The following is a 15,812-nucleotide window of genomic DNA, read 5'->3' as shown; positions in this document are numbered from 1 at the left end:
TATCCGGCCTGTGAACGACTACATGCCGGGCGGTTAACGCCTGCGCCACCACAATAATCCCATCACCACCGCTCCCGGCAGCCATACCCACAGCAGTTCAGAGATAATCACCTGATGCCCGTATGGCGTGTTGTAGCGTGATAGCGCGAAAGGTGCCACTTTAATCACCTGCCACGGGGCAAAAAACCGTTCGTCTGACCACGGCCATAACCAGCCAACGCCTTTACCCCCGGTGGTGATAGCATCCAGCAAACTGTGCGACAGCAGCGACACCGTCAGAAATGCCCAACAACGCAACAGACTGGCTTTAAACCATTTTCGCCCCAGCCAGGTCACCAGTAGCGGCACCACGAAAGCAAACAGCAAGGAGTGCGTAAACCCGCGATGACCGAACACATTGCCGTAGGCAATACCGAATTTAAACGCCAGTACGTCGGCGTCCGGTAGCATGGCCAGGCCGATACCCGCCAGTAATAAACCGCGTGGAATAACTTTGCTGCCGAGGCCTAATCCAAGGCAAAGGGGAACAGCAGCATGGGTAACAATCGTTGGCATGGGGTATGTCTCTGAGCAAAAAGGGAATTATAGCGCTGTCGGCAGGCAAAATGAGTGCGGTGTTATCTGAATCTTCTGCCGTTATAACGGTGCCCGCGTTTTCACGCTTTTTATGCCGATTCCCGGGCAATTAACTGACCAGAGAGCGTAATTCGTTGCGTTTGCAGTGTCGGCTCTTTCAGCTTGCGCATGATAAGCCCTGCCGCCTGACGCCCGGTTTCCTCGCTGGCTGAAGAAACATAGGTAAACGACGGTGAGGTGAGGTTCACATGCAGCATATCTTCAAAGCCGATCAGCGCCACTTGCTGCGACAGGAACACATCTTTACCGACCGTATGACCGGTCTGGTGAATACCGGAAATAGAGCCGATCATCGCGTCCGGGGAGTGACAAAGCAGGGCCGTAATCGTGCTGTTTTTTTCCAGTAATTCCCGGACAGCATAACCCGCCGCTCGGGTGTCATCGCTGCAGGCCGGGGTGGACTCTTCACGCAGGACCAACCCGTATTGTGCCATAGCACTACGAAACCCTGATAAGCGCTGCTGGCGGATCAGGTCGCCTTCGATACCACCGATATAGGCGATATTACGGTGGCCACGCTCAATCAGATAACGCGTGGCGAGACTGGCGGCCTGGCGGTTATCACGCATCACCAGATCACACGGCTCATCGAGCAGGGATTGGGACACCACGACCAACGGGAGCGGGCATTCACGGATTTGTGCAGGCAGGGTGGCGCTTCGCGTATCGGAAGCGAGATAAATCACTCCCGCGACACCTTGTTGTTTGAAAGAGAGCAGGCAACGTTCCAGGTGTTCGCCGTCATTCAAGGGTTGTCCCAGGAAGACCATATAGCCCTGTTTTTCCAGCTCCTGAACGATGCTGGCCATCACTTTGATGGAGAAGCTGTCGCTGAAATCGCGCAGGATCAGCCCGATAAGATTAGAGGTGTTGGCGCGCAGATTGGCGGCGGCAACATTGTGAACATAACCGAGCGCATCGATAGCCGCATGGACTTTATCGATGGTCGCATTTGAGATTTTCCCTTTCTGGCGTAGCACCAGCGAAACGGTTGAGACCGATACGCCGGCCTGTTTTGCGACATCAATGATGCTGACTTTCTTCAAAACCGCTCCCTGAAATTTCACGATAATCAGCCTGATACTACAACGTCTCCCGGCAATACCAGGAGACGCATCAGGCCGTTATCTTATTATTTGCCGATCATTGTGGACATGGTCTGGGCGATAAATTGTGCCCTCGCGCCGAAAATAACCTGAATACCGCTCTCACCCACGAACACCACGCCGCGCGCCCCCAGTCCGTTCAGACCGTCTTTATCCACCTTGTCACTCTTCGCCACTTCCAGGCGCAGACGAGTGATGCAGGATCCGACAGAGTCGATGTTCTCTGCGCCGCCCAGCATGCTGATGATTTCGGTGGCCAGTTCGCTATCCGTTTTGTCATCCGCAGTGGCTGTGACGTCGGTTCGTCCTGGTGTTTTTACATCAAAACGGCGGATCACGAAGCGGAAGGTGAAGTAGTAAATCAGCGCCATCGGAATGCCGACGATGACCGCATTCAAAAAGTGGGTCTGGTAACCGTTAAACGACGGCAGAATACCGAACGAGAGATAGTCGATAAACCCGGCGGAGAACGATTTGGCGATATGCGCATGCAGCAAATACATGGTCATGTACGCCAGGCCAGCCATGATGGCGTTAAAGACGTAGAGGATCGGTGCCACGAAGATAAAGGTAAATTCGACAGGCTCGGTGATCCCCGTCAGGAAGCAGGTTAACGCCGCAGAGAACAGGATCCCGAAAGCAATTTTCTTATTGCGGGTATGCGCTTCGTGGTACATCGCCAGGCAAGCCGCAGGCAGTGCGAACAGCATCAGCGGAAACTCGCCCTGCATAAATTTACCGGCATTCTGGTAAGTGTCGCTGCTAAAGGTTTTGGTGCCTTCTTCCAACATTTTGAACCAGATAGTCTGGTCGCCGTGGATAACCTGGCCTGCCTGGGTGGTGTAATCGCCAAACGAATACCAGAATGACGGATACCAGATATGGTGCAGACCGAGCGGGATCAGCGCGCGTTCGACGAGCCCGAAGATAAAGGTTGAGGCGGCCTGGTTATCGCCATTGACGATAATCGACAGTGCATCGATGCCCGCCTGGATATGTTGCCAGACATAGGGCAGCAGCAGGCCAAGGATAAACGACAGGAAAGCGGTGGCGATGGCAACAAAGCGCTTACCGGAGAAGAACCCGAGGAACTCCGGCAACTGCATGGTGTGGAAGCGGTTATAGCACCAGGCGGCCAGGATACCGCAGATTAGCCCGCCGAAGACGCCCATTTGCAACGTCGGAATGCCGACCACCATTGCGTATTTTCCGCCCTGCGAGGCCATTTCCGGCGTGATGCTTAGCATTGTGCCGATAGTGATATTGGTGACAAACACGGACACCGCCGCCGACAGTGCCGCAATGCCGGATTCCGATGCCAGCCCAACAGCAGAGCCGATAGCAAAAAGCATCGGCAGATTGTCAAAAATTACCCCGCCAGCGTTCATCATCAGCGGCAGGTGGAATTTGTCGCCGAAAGCCAGTAACAGGCCAGCAGCGGGTAGCAGCGAGATAGGCAGCATTAAGGCGCGGCCGATCATCGACAATTTAGACAACGATTTAACAAAACCTGATATCAGACTCATGCTGATCTCCCCCGAAAGTGCGCTCTTTTAGCGCTGTTATTGTAAGTAGAACGTTTTAGTAGAACGTTCTACTTATCGTGAGAGAAGCAGGCGTCAGCCGCAACTAAATTTTTACATTCAGCCAAATGAGATCGTGATTCTTTGAGGTTGATCGATAATTAACCGTGATAGGTGAGGGGGAATGACAACACATTCCCCTCACCCAATCTCTTCTTCAGAAGAAGAGGGGGCAGTTTTCGCTCTCACCGAACGGGGAGAGCGGATTACGCGGTAACGGTGATGCTCTGACCTTCAAAACTCACCGTCTGCCCGGCAACGATTTTGCAGCGCTTGCGCGTTTCGACTGCGCCATCCACTTTCACCAGACCGTCGGCGATGGCGATTTTCGCCTGTGCGCCGCTTTCGCTCCAGCCTTCCAGTTTCAGCAGATCGCACAGCTCAACGTGCGGGTGTTTACCAAGGGAAAATGTTGCCATCTTATGCGCCTTCTACATCGTGGTATTCTTCACACGCTTGCAGCGTGTTCTGGATGAGGGTGGCAACGGTCATCGGGCCGACGCCACCCGGAACGGGGGTGATATATGAGGCGCGCGCAGCAGCTTCTTCATAAATCACATCGCCGACGACTTTACCGTTTTCCAGACGGTTAATACCGACATCAATCACGATCGCACCTTCTTTGATCCACTCACCGGGAATAAAACCCGGTTTTCCCACAGCGACGATCAGCAGATCGGCGTTTTCCACATGGTGGCGCAGGTTGCGGGTGAAACGATGCGTAACGGTGGTAGTACAACCCGCCAGCAACAGCTCCATGCTCATTGGGCGACCGACAATGTTGGAGGCGCCAATCACGACCGCATTCAGTCCATAGGTATCGATGTTGTAACGCTCCAGCAGCGTAACGATACCGCGCGGTGTGCACGGACGCAGGCGCGGCGCGCGCTGACACAGGCGACCGACGTTATAAGGGTGAAAACCGTCAACATCTTTGTCTGGCGCAATACGCTCCAGCACTTTCACGTTGTCGATGCCCGCAGGCAGCGGCAGCTGAACCAGAATACCGTCAATGGTGCTATCGGTATTCAGTTTGTCGATAAGCTCCAGCAATTCGGCTTCGCTGGTGGTTTCCGGGAGATCGTAAGAGCGGGAGATGAAACCCACTTCCTCGCAGGCTTTGCGCTTGCTGCCGACATAAATTTGCGATGCAGGATTGCTGCCAACCAGTATGACAGCCAGGCCAGGTGCACGTTTTCCGGCCGCCAGACGCGCCCGAACTTTTTCCGCAACCTCAGAGCGCACCTGCTGCGCAATCGTTTTACCATCAATAATCTTTGCTGCCATCAGAGAGAGGATTCCATCTGTCATTCAACTAAGGGGGATGTGGCTATTTTGTCAGAAGCGCGGCGTGCTGTCAGTTATCGTTTGTGGTTTTCCTCCCCGCCTCCGCCCGAAACGGGGGAGAGCGGGGCGTAGTGGGCGGTTCGCGGTCGGGAAACGTTGTGAAAATGTGCACTGCCGTTCACTAAGCAAGCAACCGGCGGAAAAGTCATTGACTCACCAGGCGCTGACCGTATAATTCCAGGCGTTTCCCCTTGCAGGGAGCATCATCCACGAAATGCGCCCTTAGCTCAGCTGGATAGAGCAACGGCCTTCTAAGCCGTAGGTCACAGGTTCGAACCCTGTAGGGCGTACCATTTCCCAGTAAACAGCCATCACCAGTGCCCGTTTTTGCATCAACCCTGAGAAGACGATTTAAGCTTCACTCCCATAATTCTGGACGCAACCGCTTTTGCTGCTTCAAGCTTTACTTTCCCTGATTCAGACTGTGTACCAGACTCAAATGCTTTGAAGTTGAGTTCGATGTTCTCAATAGCTTTATCTTTGAAAAATTGAGGCAGCTCAGTGAACAGAGACTGAAAAATTATTTCATACGCTAAAGCACGACACTGCAGATCATTAATCACGTCTTCTACTGGCTTCATAACTTCTCCTCAAAAAACACGATGGTGTTCACTGGCAAACAAGAAATGTTCTGTCACGAGTATCTCTGTGATGTGAATATTTAATATCGTTCAGATAGACAAATAAAACCAGGGGATGCCATCACCAAATTGGGCCGTGAATCAATCGGAATCATTTCACTTCTCACAAAACGAATGAAACCGTCACAGGGCAAGTGAATGACATACGGGACGACACCAAAAAGGAGTGCCTTCAGCCGGTGTATTGGGGGGAACCTGTGTGCGATAAAAATAAAAACTGGCAGATGCGACATCGCCACCGCCAGTAAATAAGTTGGTACTTGTCATAAGTCATATCCGTTGTACATGTTATAGCTCACGGCGCTAAAACAGACTAATCGCAAATTACCGCATTCCGATTCATAAAATTAATGATCCTGGTAGTAGTGCTGGCAGCGACTTCAAGCTGGCTTATGGTCATAAGCTAAATTTTCAATACGGTGACAGTGTGGCGAACTGAGCATCGGGCTATAAAAGCGGCCGGTTTGCCTGGCCGGATGGTTTATCCTTGCCGCTTCTGAGTCCTGGCCCGCAAGGTTGAAAAATTTTCCCTTTTCCCCCTTGAAAAACGGTTGGCAGGCATTATCTCTACCAGCGGACAAGCAACGCTTGCCTGTAACTTGAGCTTTTGAATCGATTATTCAGGAGGTTAATTTATGGCACTCAGAACCTTGTCAGCACTCCCAGGCTTTTCTGATTCTGCTTTTGCTGACCGTTTTAACCGCATCGACAGACTCTTTAGCCAGTTAACCGGGGACTCCCCTGTGGCATCGTTACCGGCCTATGATCTGAAAAAAGTCGATGCAAACAACTACCTGTTAAATGTCAGCGTGCCGGGCTGGAAGGAAGATGAGCTCGAAATCGAGACCGTCGGCGGTAACCTTAATATCTCGGGTAAACGTGCTGAGAACGAATCTCAGGATGAACAAGGCTGGATATACAAAGGCATCCGTCGTTCAGACTTTCGTTTGAGTTTTTCCTTACCGGAACATGCCCGCGTCAGCAATGCAAAACTTGAAAGCGGTCTTTTACAGCTCTCTATTTATCAGGACATTCCGGAGAGTGAAAAACCGCGCAAAATTGCGATCGAAAACGCCAATAACGTTATCGAACATCATGCCTGATACGTTCACGTTAATGTGATGTCTCTCTGAGGCCCGCGAAAGCGGGCCTTTTTGTCACTGTCATTGGCATAACCAGGGCGAGAGTACAGATAACCGTGATATAAGAAACGTTACCTTAATTTCTTAAGGTTTTGTATCGCGCTGAATAGAATGATTTTTCAGTAGTAAGAGTTGTTTTTTAATCTTTAATGCAAATTTTCGCAGGCGAAAAAATAAGAATTAGAGAGATAGAAAATTCGCATCTCTATTATAAAATTTAAAACAGTACTCCCACCCTGAAGGAATGATCATGTTTACGCGTCGCAGTATTTCAACCGCTATAGCCGCAGTAATTTCATTGTCTGTGATGGCTACCCCTGTACTGGCAAATCCCGGCAACGGGCATGGTAACGGCAATGGAAATGGTAACGGAGGCGGTCACGGTAATAGTGGTAATCACGGTAACAATAACGCTTCTGCACAGCAATCAAATGGGCAGGGTAAAAATAAAGGTAAACCCGATCACGTAGAATCCGATATCAGTTTCTCAACCGCGCGCCAGCTGGCTGTTAACTATGGTCTGGTGGGATATCAGGCTCTTCCTCCTGGCATTGCGAAAAACCTGGCCCGGGGAAAACCGCTCCCTCCGGGCATTGCTAAAAAGACAGTTCCGGCCTCAATGCTGGGTCAACTGCCCTATTATCCGGGCTATGAGTGGCGCATTGTGGGGGATGATTTAGTGCTGGTTGCATTGAGTACGGCAGTTGTGACCGCCATCATCAATGGTGTATTTAATTAAACGTCAGACGTTTAATTCCTTCTTATCTTTATCACCCCAGGATCACACAAGGCTGTCAGCAGTGCTGGCAGCCTTTTTCTTCATGAAATACAACGATACGTATATTCCCGGCTTTAAGCTTTTTGACAATAACCTTACTGATCATGCTGGTTTGCTTTACGGAATTATAGTTGTCTTCTGTTATTATTTTGGGAAATATTACGGAGAGGAATGGGAATTGAATAGGGAATATAAGTATATTGATGCCACTATTTCCGGGCTTAATAAATCATCTGATGCACATTTTAAATGGTTAGTTAACGTTCTGTATTATGTTTCGAAGAAACATGATCATGCTTCAGATATAACAAGCTGTAATGCACATGAGCGTTGTGAATTCGGTATCTGGCTTCAGCAAAAACTTAATGAAGACCGGGATGATAAAAGTTATCTGCAGGATATTTATCATAAACACGTCGGCATACATGAAAAATGTCGGGAGTTGCTGGCGGTCTTGACGTTTAATGAAGCCTCCGCTGACGCATTTGAGGCGTTTGCATCAGCGCTGTTGGCCTTTAATCAGTCGTTGACGCTGTATAAGACGCACCTTCTGCAGCGGCGCACCAGCTTTGATACCTTAACCGGCTTGCCGTTGCGTCGAACGCTTGACGAGTCCTTTGAGAAGACATCAGAAAAGTTTGCGAAAGAAGGCCTCTATTTGCTGCTACTGGATATTGATCATTTCAAGAAAATCAATGACAACTATGGTCATTTGACCGGCGATCTGGTGTTACGCGCGTTGGCTATTCAGTTAGAGGATGAGACGCGCAAGTGTGAGCCTGTTTATCGTTACGGTGGCGAAGAGTTTATTATTTTACTCCATGCTTCCAGCGATGAAGATGCCTTTGCTATCGCAGAAAGGATCCGATTATTGGTCGCCAATACGGAAATCGCCGCAGGTGATCACAGCATAAAAATAACCTTTACTGCCGGGTTAACCCAGGTGCATGAAAATGAGAGTTTGCACCGGATACTGGAAAGAGCGGACAAAGCTCTCTATCACGGGAAACATACCGGGCGGAACCGGTGTGTCTATGTAAACCGATACAGTGATATGTATAACATTGCGGTATGAAATGATCGGTACAGCCAACCGTGACGATGGTTATGTATCAGGAAGGTCTCAAGCCACCCCTATATTGGCGGGTGGCTTTTCTCTCTCTCGTGTCAAATGATTATTGCGCGACCCAGCCACCGTCCATATTCCATGCCACGCCCCGCACCTGTACGGCGCTGTCGCTGCATAAAAACAGCGCCAGTTCGCCAAGTTGTTGCGGGGTAACAAACTCACCGGACGGCTGTTTTTCCGCTAACAACTGACTTCGGGCCTGTTCAGGTTCCTCGCCAGCGGCAATGCGTTTATCGATTTGCTGCTGCACCAGTGGGGTCAGTACCCAGCCCGGACAGATGGCATTACAGGTGATGCCGGTATTGGCCGTCTCCAGCGCCAGCGATTTGGTAAAACCAACCACGCCATGTTTGGCTGCCACATAGGCCGATTTTTCTTTTGAGGCCACCAGTCCATGAACTGACGCGATATTGATGATGCGTCCCCAGTTTCGCGCACGCATAGCGGGCAGCGCAAGGCGGCTGGTATGGAAAACAGAAGAGAGATTGATGGCAATAATGTCATCCCATTTTTCAACCGGGAACGCCTCCACTGGCGCGACATGCTGGATCCCGGCGTTATTAATCACAATGTCCACGCCGCCAAACTCCCTTTCCGCATAGGCCATCATTGCAGCGATTTGCTGAACATCACGCAGATCGGCGTCGTGATAACCGGGAGTTTTCCCAAGACTTGCTATCTGCGCGCGTGCGCTATCACTGTCGCCGAAACCATTGAGGATGAGCTGTGCGCCCGCTTTTGCCAGCACGCTGGCGATCCCCAAACCGATGCCGCTTGTCGAACCAGTGACTAATGCTGTCTTACCGTTCAGATTCACGTTTCTCTCCTTACACAATGCCGGTCAGATAGAACACGGCAATGACAAAAAGTACCGCCATGCTTTTGATGAGGGTGATGGCGAAAATACCGCCATAGGCCTGGCGATGGCTCAGACCGGTGATCGCCAGCAGCGTGATGACCGCACCGTTATGCGGGAGCGTATCCATCCCGCCGCTTGCCATCGAGGCCACACGGTGCAACACCTCAAGCGGGATGTTGGCGGCGTGCGCAGCCGCAACAAAGGTATCAGCCATCGCGGCCAGCGCGATGCTCATTCCCCCAGAGGCGGAACCGGTGATCCCGGCGAGCGCCGTCACGCTTATCGCTTCATTTAATAATGGGTCAGGAATCGCGGATAACGCTTTCGACAGCACCAGAAAACCGGGCAGGGCGGCAATTACGGCACCAAAACCATATTCCGATGCGGTATTCATGGCTGCCAGAATGGCGCCGCTTACCGCAGTCCGGCTGCCTTCCGCCAGGCGGCCGCGAATGTTATGAATACCAAATATCAATACCAGCAGGATCCCGGAAATGAGCGCAGCTTCCACCGCCCAGATGGCGGTAATTTTGCCAACCTCGGTGACGATAGGCTTCGCCAGTCCTGGAAGCCTCAGTTCATGGCTGACGCCATACCACTGCGGGATCCAACGGGTGAACAACAAGTTAAGGATACCCACCAGCAGCAACGGTGAGAGCGCAATCAGCGGGTGGGGCAGACGGACGTCGTCAGGCGTCTCCGGTTCATTTTGCAAATCCGTGCCGTAACCTTCCCCGGCATGTTGCGCCTTCCGGCGCTGGCGCTCCAGCCACAACAGACCAAAAAAGAGGATAAACAGCGACCCGATCAAGCCGAGCCACGGCGCAGCCCAGGCATGCGTGCCAAAAAAGCTGGTGGGAATAATATTCTGGATCTGCGGCGTGCCGGGCAGGGCGTCCATCGTGAACGAGAACGCTCCCAACGCGACGGTCGCCGGGATCAGACGCTTGGGGATCCCGCTCTGGCGGAAGAGCTCTGCGGCAAACGGATAGACCGCAAAAGCCACCACAAACAGCGATACGCCGCCGTACGTCAACAGGGCGCAGACCAGCACAATAACCGGTATCGCGTGGCGACTCCCGAGGAGGCGAATGGCGGCGGCAACAATTGAACGGGAAAAACCCGACAACTCAATCAGCTTGCCAAATACCGCGCCGAGCAGGAACACCGGGAAGTAGAGCTTCACAAAACCAACCATTTTTTCCATAAACAAGCCGGTAAAGGTCGGGCCTACCGCGCCAGGATCGGTCAGCAGCACGGCGCCAAGCGCCGCGAGAGGGGCAAAAAGAATCACGCTGTATCCGCGGTAGGCAGCCAGCATCAGTAATGCCAGTGCCGCCAGGGCTATCAAAACACTCATTATGGCTCCTCACTATCAGTGTTGTATTCGGCTACCGAACGAGACGTCAGGGACTAGCGCGCAATGGTCATGGCGATGCCTTGCCCACCGCCGACGCAAAGTGTGACCAGCCCTTTGCGGGCATGTCGGCGTTGCATTTCATGGAGCAATGTCACGAGGATTCGGCAACCCGACGCGCCGATAGGGTGGCCCAGCGCAATCGCACCGCCGTTAACATTGACCTTATTGCTGTCCCAGTTAAGCACGTTGCCAACCGCCAGCGCCTGGACGGCAAATGCTTCGTTGGCTTCGATGAGATCTACCTCATCCAGCGTCCATCCGGACTGCTCCAGCGCTATCCGGCAGGCGCTCACCGGGCCTATGCCCATCACGGACGGATCGACGCCGGTCACCGCGCAACTCACGATCCTGCCCAATACTGGCAGATCCCATTGCTGTACCTGTTCGGCGCTCATTAACAGCACGGCCGCCGCGCCATCGTTGAGGGGAGAAGCATTACCGGCGGTAACGGTGCCATGCTCGCGGCGAAATGCCGGGCGCAGTCGCGCCAGTTGTTCAAGGGTGGTGTCCGGGCGGGGTTGTTCATCGGTATCCACAATCTGCGGGGGGAGCTTGCCCTTAGTGACACTTACCGGCGTGATTTCCGCCCGGAAATGTCCCGCACTGATGGCGGTGGCGGCTTTTTGTTGCGATTGAACCGCAAAGATGTCCTGGCTTTCCCGGTTAATGGCATACTTTTCCGCGAGGTTTTCCGCTGTGATCCCCATGTGATAGTCATGAAATGCATCCCACAGCCCGTCGATGATCATGCTGTCCTGTAGCGCGGCGTGCCCCAAATGCAGGCCTTCGCGCGCTTTTTTTAACAGGTAAGGGGCATTGCTCATGCTTTCCTGCCCGCCGGCCACAACCACCTGCGCGTCACCGCAGCGAATAGCCTGCGCCGCCAGTTGTACGGCTTTCAGCCCCGCACCGCACACCAGATTGACCGTGGTCGCGGGGGTTGTGATCGGCAGGCCTGCTGTGATGGCAGCCTGGCGCGCCGGGTTTTGCCCGCATCCGGCCGTTAAAACGTGCCCCAAAATGACGTCATCAACCAGAGTGGCCGGAACATGGCTGCGCGCCAGCACACTGCGCACCACGTTCGCGCCCAGCTCGACGGCGGAAAGGGGAGAGAGCATGCCGCGAAACGCGCCGATGGGCGTTCGTGTTGCCCCGACAATCATCACCTCTTTCATGGCTGCGTCTCCGGGAAGCTCATCTCTCGTACATCGTCCGGGACGATAAGACGCCCGGCGGTTTTGCGGGCAATCTCCTCAATGCTGACGCCCGGCGCATACTCCCGCAGGACAAACGCGCCATTCTCAATTTCAAGCAGGGCCAGATCGGTCAGTACGCGGCGGATACACGCCACGCCCGTCAGCGGTAATGTACAGCGGGGCAACAGTTTCGATTCACCCCGCTTTGAGGCGTGGGTCATCACGACAATGATGTTTTGCGCCCCGGCCACCAGATCCATCGCGCCCCCCATTCCTTTGACGACTTTGCCGGGGATCATCCAGGAGGCAATGTTGCCTTCAACATCCACTTCAAACGCACCCAGCACGGTGAGATCAACATGACCGCCGCGGATCATGGCGAACGACTGCGCCGAGTCGAAAATCGCCGCACCGGTTCGCGCTGTCACGGTTTGTTTGCCTGCGTTAATCATGTCGGCATCGACGTTCTCCTCATCAGGAAACGCTCCCATGCCCAACAGACCGTTCTCAGACTGCAACATCACATCCATCCCGGTGGGAATATAGTTTGCGACGAGCGTCGGAATACCGATGCCAAGGTTGACGTAATACCCATCGCGCAGCTCCTGCGCTACACGCATCGCCATCTGTTCGCGCGTTAACATAAGCCCGCTCCCTCTTTACGCACTGTGCGCTGCTCAATGCGCTTTTCGAAGCGCCCTACAATGAGCCGGTCAACGTAGATCCCCGGCGTATGAATGGCGGAGGGCGGAAGCTCACCCGGTGGGACAATTTCCTCAACTTCCACGACGGTGATGCGGCCCGCCGTCGCCATCAGCGGATTGAAGTTTTGCGCGGTATGACGATAGATGACGTTGCCGTACCAGTCGGCTTTCCAGCCCTTAATCAGGGCAAAATCACCGGTGATAGCTGTTTCAAGAATGCAGTGATGATCGCCGAAGCGGCGGCTTTCTTTGCCCTCAGCCACCGGCGTGCCATAACCAGTCGCGGTATAAAAAGCCGGAATACCGGCACCGCCTGCCCGGACTTTTTCCGCCAGCGTGCCTTGTGGCGTCAGTTCGACGACCAGTTCGCCGCTGAGCACCTGCTGCTCAAACCGATCGTTTTCTCCCACATACGAGGCCACCACTTTTCGTATCTGGCGGCTTTCCAGTAGTAAACCGAGGCCGAAATCATCCACGCCGCAGTTATTAGACACGACAGTCAGTTCCTGCACGTTGCGTGACCTGACTTCAGCGATCAAATTTTCGGGTATGCCGCACAGACCAAAGCCGCCCACCAGCAGCGTCATTCCGTCTGTGAGTCCGTCCAGCGCCTGCGCGTAGCTGGTGACACGTTTATCCAGTCCCGCCATTTTTATCTCCCCTCTATCCGGTGCGGGTATCATTAAAGGCCTCCACTGATTTGTGAATTTTGAATTTGTGACCCATTCATTAGGATTTTTTATTAATTTGTTGTTAACTAATTTTTTTCAATTAGTTAACAGATGAAAAAATGAGAATGAGCGTCAAACAGTTACGCGCGTTTTTAGCGGTAGCTCACACTCTGAATTTCGCGCATGCCAGCGAAAGGTTGGCGCTTTCACAGCCCGCGTTGAGTCTGACGATCAAAGGACTGGAGGAGGCGCTGGGCGGCCCTTTACTGCAACGAAGCACCCGAAAAGTCACGCTGACGCAGGAAGGGGAAACGTTTTTGCCCATCGCCCGGCAGTTGCTGGCTGACTGGGACAGCGCAGAAGAGGCGATGCGCCAGTGCTTTACGCTGCAACGGGGGAAAATATCTGTCGCGGCAATGCCCTCTTTTGCGGCGAACATCCTGCCGGAGGTGCTGAAAGCCTTCCGCGATCGCTATGCGGGCATCAACGTAACGGTGCATGATGTGATCAATGAGCAGGTCATTGAAATGGTGCGTGAAGGGAGGGTGGAAATGGGTATTGCGTTTGAACCTGCGCCGACCCACAACCTGCTCTTTACGCCGCTCGGTATTGATCGTTTTGTCGCGATTGTGCCGAAAGAGAGCGCACTGGCAGCCAAAAGCCATCTCTGCTGGCGGGAATTGCTGACCATGGATTTTATTACCCTGCAACGCCCTTCTGCGGTGCGCCTGATGCTGGAAGAAGAGTTAGCCCGCAGCGGGCGAAAACTGGATGTGGCGCTGGAGAGCCACCAACTGGTGACGGTGGGCCGGATGGTTGCCAGTGGTCTGGGCGTCAGCGCCGTGCCCGCGCTTTGCCAGAGTCAAATGGCGTCGCTTGGCGCGGTGTGTCTCCCACTGGACAATCCGCGCATTGAAAAATGTGTGGGTGTGCTCCATGCCGGGCATATGCAGCTTTCAAAAGCCGCCTGTGCCTTGCTGGAAACCCTGAAAGGTTATTATTGAAGCCTGCGAGAGGGGCTGGCGCCTCTGTTGCAGACGCCAGCACGGAGCGACGGATCAGAACGACTGCATGGCGCTGATATTGCCTTTTTGCCAGTGGCTTTCTGACTGGCGTAGCGCCTGACTGATATCGGCAAGACGATCGGACGGCAGTGTTTTTGGCAGCAAATCCAGCCCGACGGTCGAGAGGATCTGACCGTAGGTGTTACGCAGTTCTGCGTAGGCCAAATCCTGACGCAGAGAGGCATTCAGCGCGTTCAGTTCCCCCTGAATCAGCTGCAACTCCCCGATACTGTTTGCTTTGTAGCGGTTTCGCAACTGCCCGGCAATCTGACCGTCCAGATCGCTCAGCTCCTCGCTGGTTTTGTACTGGCGCTGCGCTTCATTAAAATTCGCACGGGCGACGTACAGTTGTGCCATGATGGCCAGCGACATCGCCTGGCGTTGAACCTCAGAGACGCTCTCATTGGCCTTCGCCGTTTTGTAAGCCGCAGGACCGGATAGCAGATTAAACAGGTTCCAGGTAACCTTTACCCCCACATCTGCCCAGCTCTGGTTCACCATAAACGAGTTGCTGTCATAGTGACCGCCGGCGCTGACCTCCAGTCCCGGCAACATGCGCAGCAGCGATTTACGGGTTTCGGCTGCATGAATACGCACCTGATAATCCTGCTCTTTCAGTTCCGGGCGGCTTAACAGCGCCGTCTGCTCCAGGGTAGCGAAATCGACATTCAGTTGCGGCACCGTCATGTCATCTTTTTCCGGTAACGCCAGCGTATAGGCGGTATCCAGCGGCAGGTTCATTAAGGTCGCCAGCTCGGTTTTCGCCAGTGATAACGCCCGCCGTTGCTCTTCCAGTTGACGCACGGCATCTATCAGCGTGCGGCGATAACTCAGTACTTCAACCGGATCGCCCACCTGCTGCGCGCTCATATGCTCACTCGCTTCACGTGCCTGATTAACCCGGTCAATCAGACTGTCGATACGGCCCAGCAGGCGTTCTGCTGCCACGGCCCGCCAGTAGGCTGAACGCACATCCTGAATAACGGTATGCACGACTTTGCGTTTGCGTTCATCGGCAATCCAGCGTTGATCGGCCCGCTGTTTGGCGCTGACATAACTGACGCCGAAATCCAGTACGTTCCAGACCATTGTCAGGTCGGCGACGTCACGGTTCTGGTCCAGTGAGGTTGAAGGCTCCAGTGATTGTCGCCCGGTTTCAACGCTTCGGCTGCTGGAGGCGCTGGTGTTGCTGCGGCCAACGTAGCCGGCCGACATGGCAATCTGCGGCAGCATGTCATAGCGCGCAAGCTCCAGTTGCTGTTGCGATAATGCCTGCTCCATCACCTTCAGACGGGCTTCCAGGTTGTATTTGAGCGCCCTCGCCATGGCGTCATAGAGCGTAATCGGCGCGGTGACCGGCTCCTGTTTGCTGAACATGGCGATTTTATCCTGCTGAATACGCTGCTCACCTTCCGCTTTGGATACCGGCTGGCTGTTGACGGCGCAGCCGCTCATGGCCACCACGATGAGGCTCAGACTGAAAAGTTTACGACCCTTTAACACGATTCCACCCCTGCTGACTCTTGTTGTTATTGT

At 53.6% G+C, this 15,812-nt stretch carries 16 protein-coding genes and 1 tRNA gene; 5 read left to right on the top strand and 12 right to left on the bottom strand.

Annotated elements, in window-relative coordinates; all coding sequences use genetic code 11:
- Positions 1 to 33 precede the first annotated feature (33 nt).
- The 5 genes from GA0061071_RS06700 to folD all read right to left on the bottom strand — a co-directional run bounded on the left by GA0061071_RS06700 (position 34) and on the right by folD (position 4,612).
- Positions 34 to 555, bottom strand: a complete 522-nt coding sequence (locus GA0061071_RS06700; RefSeq protein ID WP_061497015.1) for a metal-dependent hydrolase — start codon at positions 553 to 555, stop codon at positions 34 to 36.
- 110 nt (positions 556 to 665) lie between these two features.
- On the bottom strand, positions 666 to 1,682 hold the full coding sequence (gene malI / locus GA0061071_RS06695; RefSeq protein WP_088236840.1) for a Mal regulon transcriptional regulator MalI: 1,017 nt from the start codon (positions 1,680 to 1,682) through the stop codon (positions 666 to 668).
- An 86-nt stretch (positions 1,683 to 1,768) separates the two neighbouring features.
- Entirely contained in the window at positions 1,769 to 3,268 is a 1,500-nt protein-coding gene (locus tag GA0061071_RS06690) for a PTS transporter subunit EIIC (RefSeq protein WP_088236740.1), read from the bottom strand.
- Between the two features lie 263 nt (positions 3,269 to 3,531).
- Positions 3,532 to 3,744: a ribosome-associated protein YbcJ gene (gene ybcJ / locus GA0061071_RS06685; protein WP_061497011.1), complete on the bottom strand. Its 213-nt coding sequence runs from the start codon at positions 3,742 to 3,744 to the stop codon at positions 3,532 to 3,534.
- 1 nt (position 3,745) lies between these two features.
- A complete protein-coding gene (gene folD, locus GA0061071_RS06680) occupies positions 3,746 to 4,612 on the bottom strand; it encodes a bifunctional methylenetetrahydrofolate dehydrogenase/methenyltetrahydrofolate cyclohydrolase FolD (protein WP_088236739.1) in 867 nt (288 codons plus the stop codon).
- 276 nt (positions 4,613 to 4,888) lie between these two features.
- Between folD and GA0061071_RS06675 the strand changes: the two genes are divergently transcribed.
- Positions 4,889 to 4,965, top strand: a tRNA-Arg gene (locus GA0061071_RS06675).
- Positions 4,966 to 5,004: 39 nt separating this feature from the next.
- Here GA0061071_RS06675 and GA0061071_RS06670 read toward each other — a convergent pair.
- Complete coding sequence (locus GA0061071_RS06670; protein ID WP_061497007.1) at positions 5,005 to 5,253, bottom strand: hypothetical protein; 249 nt, start codon at positions 5,251 to 5,253, stop codon at positions 5,005 to 5,007.
- 695 nt (positions 5,254 to 5,948) lie between these two features.
- Here GA0061071_RS06670 and GA0061071_RS06665 point away from each other — a divergent pair.
- From GA0061071_RS06665 to GA0061071_RS06655, 3 genes are all read left to right on the top strand, one after another.
- The gene (locus tag GA0061071_RS06665) at positions 5,949 to 6,416 is read left to right on the top strand and encodes an Hsp20 family protein (protein WP_061497005.1); all 468 of its coding nucleotides are present in this window, start codon (positions 5,949 to 5,951) and stop codon (positions 6,414 to 6,416) included.
- 289 nt (positions 6,417 to 6,705) lie between these two features.
- On the top strand, positions 6,706 to 7,194 hold the full coding sequence (locus GA0061071_RS06660; RefSeq protein WP_088236738.1) for an anti-virulence regulator CigR family protein: 489 nt from the start codon (positions 6,706 to 6,708) through the stop codon (positions 7,192 to 7,194).
- A 61-nt stretch (positions 7,195 to 7,255) separates the two neighbouring features.
- On the top strand, positions 7,256 to 8,308 hold the full coding sequence (locus tag GA0061071_RS06655; protein WP_245191403.1) for a diguanylate cyclase: 1,053 nt from the start codon (positions 7,256 to 7,258) through the stop codon (positions 8,306 to 8,308).
- 100 nt (positions 8,309 to 8,408) lie between these two features.
- Here the strand turns inward: GA0061071_RS06655 and GA0061071_RS06650 are convergent, their stop codons facing one another.
- Genes GA0061071_RS06650 through GA0061071_RS06630 form a run of 5 tightly spaced genes read right to left on the bottom strand, consistent with a single transcriptional unit; the run spans position 8,409 to position 13,191 of the window.
- Complete coding sequence (locus GA0061071_RS06650; protein ID WP_088236737.1) at positions 8,409 to 9,179, bottom strand: 3-hydroxybutyrate dehydrogenase; 771 nt, start codon at positions 9,177 to 9,179, stop codon at positions 8,409 to 8,411.
- A gap of 10 nt (positions 9,180 to 9,189) precedes the next feature.
- Positions 9,190 to 10,584 (bottom strand): GntP family permease, encoded by a 1,395-nt coding sequence (locus tag GA0061071_RS06645; protein WP_209446718.1) that lies wholly within the window; start codon positions 10,582 to 10,584, stop codon positions 9,190 to 9,192.
- Positions 10,585 to 10,634: 50 nt separating this feature from the next.
- A complete protein-coding gene (locus GA0061071_RS06640) occupies positions 10,635 to 11,816 on the bottom strand; it encodes an acetyl-CoA C-acetyltransferase (RefSeq protein WP_088236735.1) in 1,182 nt (393 codons plus the stop codon).
- Positions 11,813 to 12,481, bottom strand: coding sequence for a CoA transferase subunit B (locus GA0061071_RS06635; protein WP_088236734.1), 669 nt, complete (start codon positions 12,479 to 12,481; stop codon positions 11,813 to 11,815). Before GA0061071_RS06635 ends, GA0061071_RS06640 begins: the two co-directional genes overlap by 4 nt.
- Entirely contained in the window at positions 12,475 to 13,191 is a 717-nt protein-coding gene (locus GA0061071_RS06630) for a CoA transferase subunit A (protein WP_088236733.1), read from the bottom strand. The genes GA0061071_RS06635 and GA0061071_RS06630 overlap by 7 nt, the downstream gene beginning before the upstream one ends.
- Positions 13,192 to 13,331: 140 nt before the next feature.
- Here GA0061071_RS06630 and GA0061071_RS06625 point away from each other — a divergent pair, with 140 nt between their 5' ends.
- Positions 13,332 to 14,216 (top strand): LysR family transcriptional regulator, encoded by an 885-nt coding sequence (locus GA0061071_RS06625; RefSeq protein ID WP_061496993.1) that lies wholly within the window; start codon positions 13,332 to 13,334, stop codon positions 14,214 to 14,216.
- A 54-nt stretch (positions 14,217 to 14,270) separates the two neighbouring features.
- Here the strand turns inward: GA0061071_RS06625 and GA0061071_RS06620 are convergent, their stop codons facing one another.
- On the bottom strand, positions 14,271 to 15,779 hold the full coding sequence (locus GA0061071_RS06620) for a TolC family protein (protein ID WP_061496992.1): 1,509 nt from the start codon (positions 15,777 to 15,779) through the stop codon (positions 14,271 to 14,273).
- Positions 15,780 to 15,812: the final 33 nt, after the last annotated feature.

This window comes from Kosakonia oryzendophytica, assembly GCF_900094925.1.
Taxonomy (GTDB): domain Bacteria; phylum Pseudomonadota; class Gammaproteobacteria; order Enterobacterales; family Enterobacteriaceae; genus Kosakonia; species Kosakonia oryzendophytica.
The sequence above is the reverse complement of the archived record's forward strand: the minus strand, read 5'-3'. Positions and strand labels throughout refer to the sequence as shown.

Excerpts from the sequence above, each read along its gene's own strand:
- ybcJ (WP_061497011.1), bottom strand. The coding sequence starts at position 3,744 with ATGGCAACATTTTCCCTTGGTAAACACCCGCACGTTGAGCTGTGCGAT.
- GA0061071_RS06700 (WP_061497015.1), bottom strand. The coding sequence starts at position 555 with ATGCCAACGATTGTTACCCATGCTGCTGTTCCCCTTTGCCTTGGATTA.
- GA0061071_RS06625 (WP_061496993.1), top strand. The coding sequence starts at position 13,332 with ATGAGAATGAGCGTCAAACAGTTACGCGCGTTTTTAGCGGTAGCTCAC.
- GA0061071_RS06640 (WP_088236735.1), bottom strand. The coding sequence starts at position 11,816 with ATGAAAGAGGTGATGATTGTCGGGGCAACACGAACGCCCATCGGCGCG.
- GA0061071_RS06630 (WP_088236733.1), bottom strand. The coding sequence starts at position 13,191 with ATGGCGGGACTGGATAAACGTGTCACCAGCTACGCGCAGGCGCTGGAC.
- GA0061071_RS06670 (WP_061497007.1), bottom strand. The coding sequence starts at position 5,253 with ATGAAGCCAGTAGAAGACGTGATTAATGATCTGCAGTGTCGTGCTTTA.
- GA0061071_RS06660 (WP_088236738.1), top strand. The coding sequence starts at position 6,706 with ATGTTTACGCGTCGCAGTATTTCAACCGCTATAGCCGCAGTAATTTCA.
- GA0061071_RS06690 (WP_088236740.1), bottom strand. The coding sequence starts at position 3,268 with ATGAGTCTGATATCAGGTTTTGTTAAATCGTTGTCTAAATTGTCGATG.
- GA0061071_RS06665 (WP_061497005.1), top strand. The coding sequence starts at position 5,949 with ATGGCACTCAGAACCTTGTCAGCACTCCCAGGCTTTTCTGATTCTGCT.
- folD (WP_088236739.1), bottom strand. The coding sequence starts at position 4,612 with ATGGCAGCAAAGATTATTGATGGTAAAACGATTGCGCAGCAGGTGCGC.
- GA0061071_RS06635 (WP_088236734.1), bottom strand. The coding sequence starts at position 12,481 with ATGTTAACGCGCGAACAGATGGCGATGCGTGTAGCGCAGGAGCTGCGC.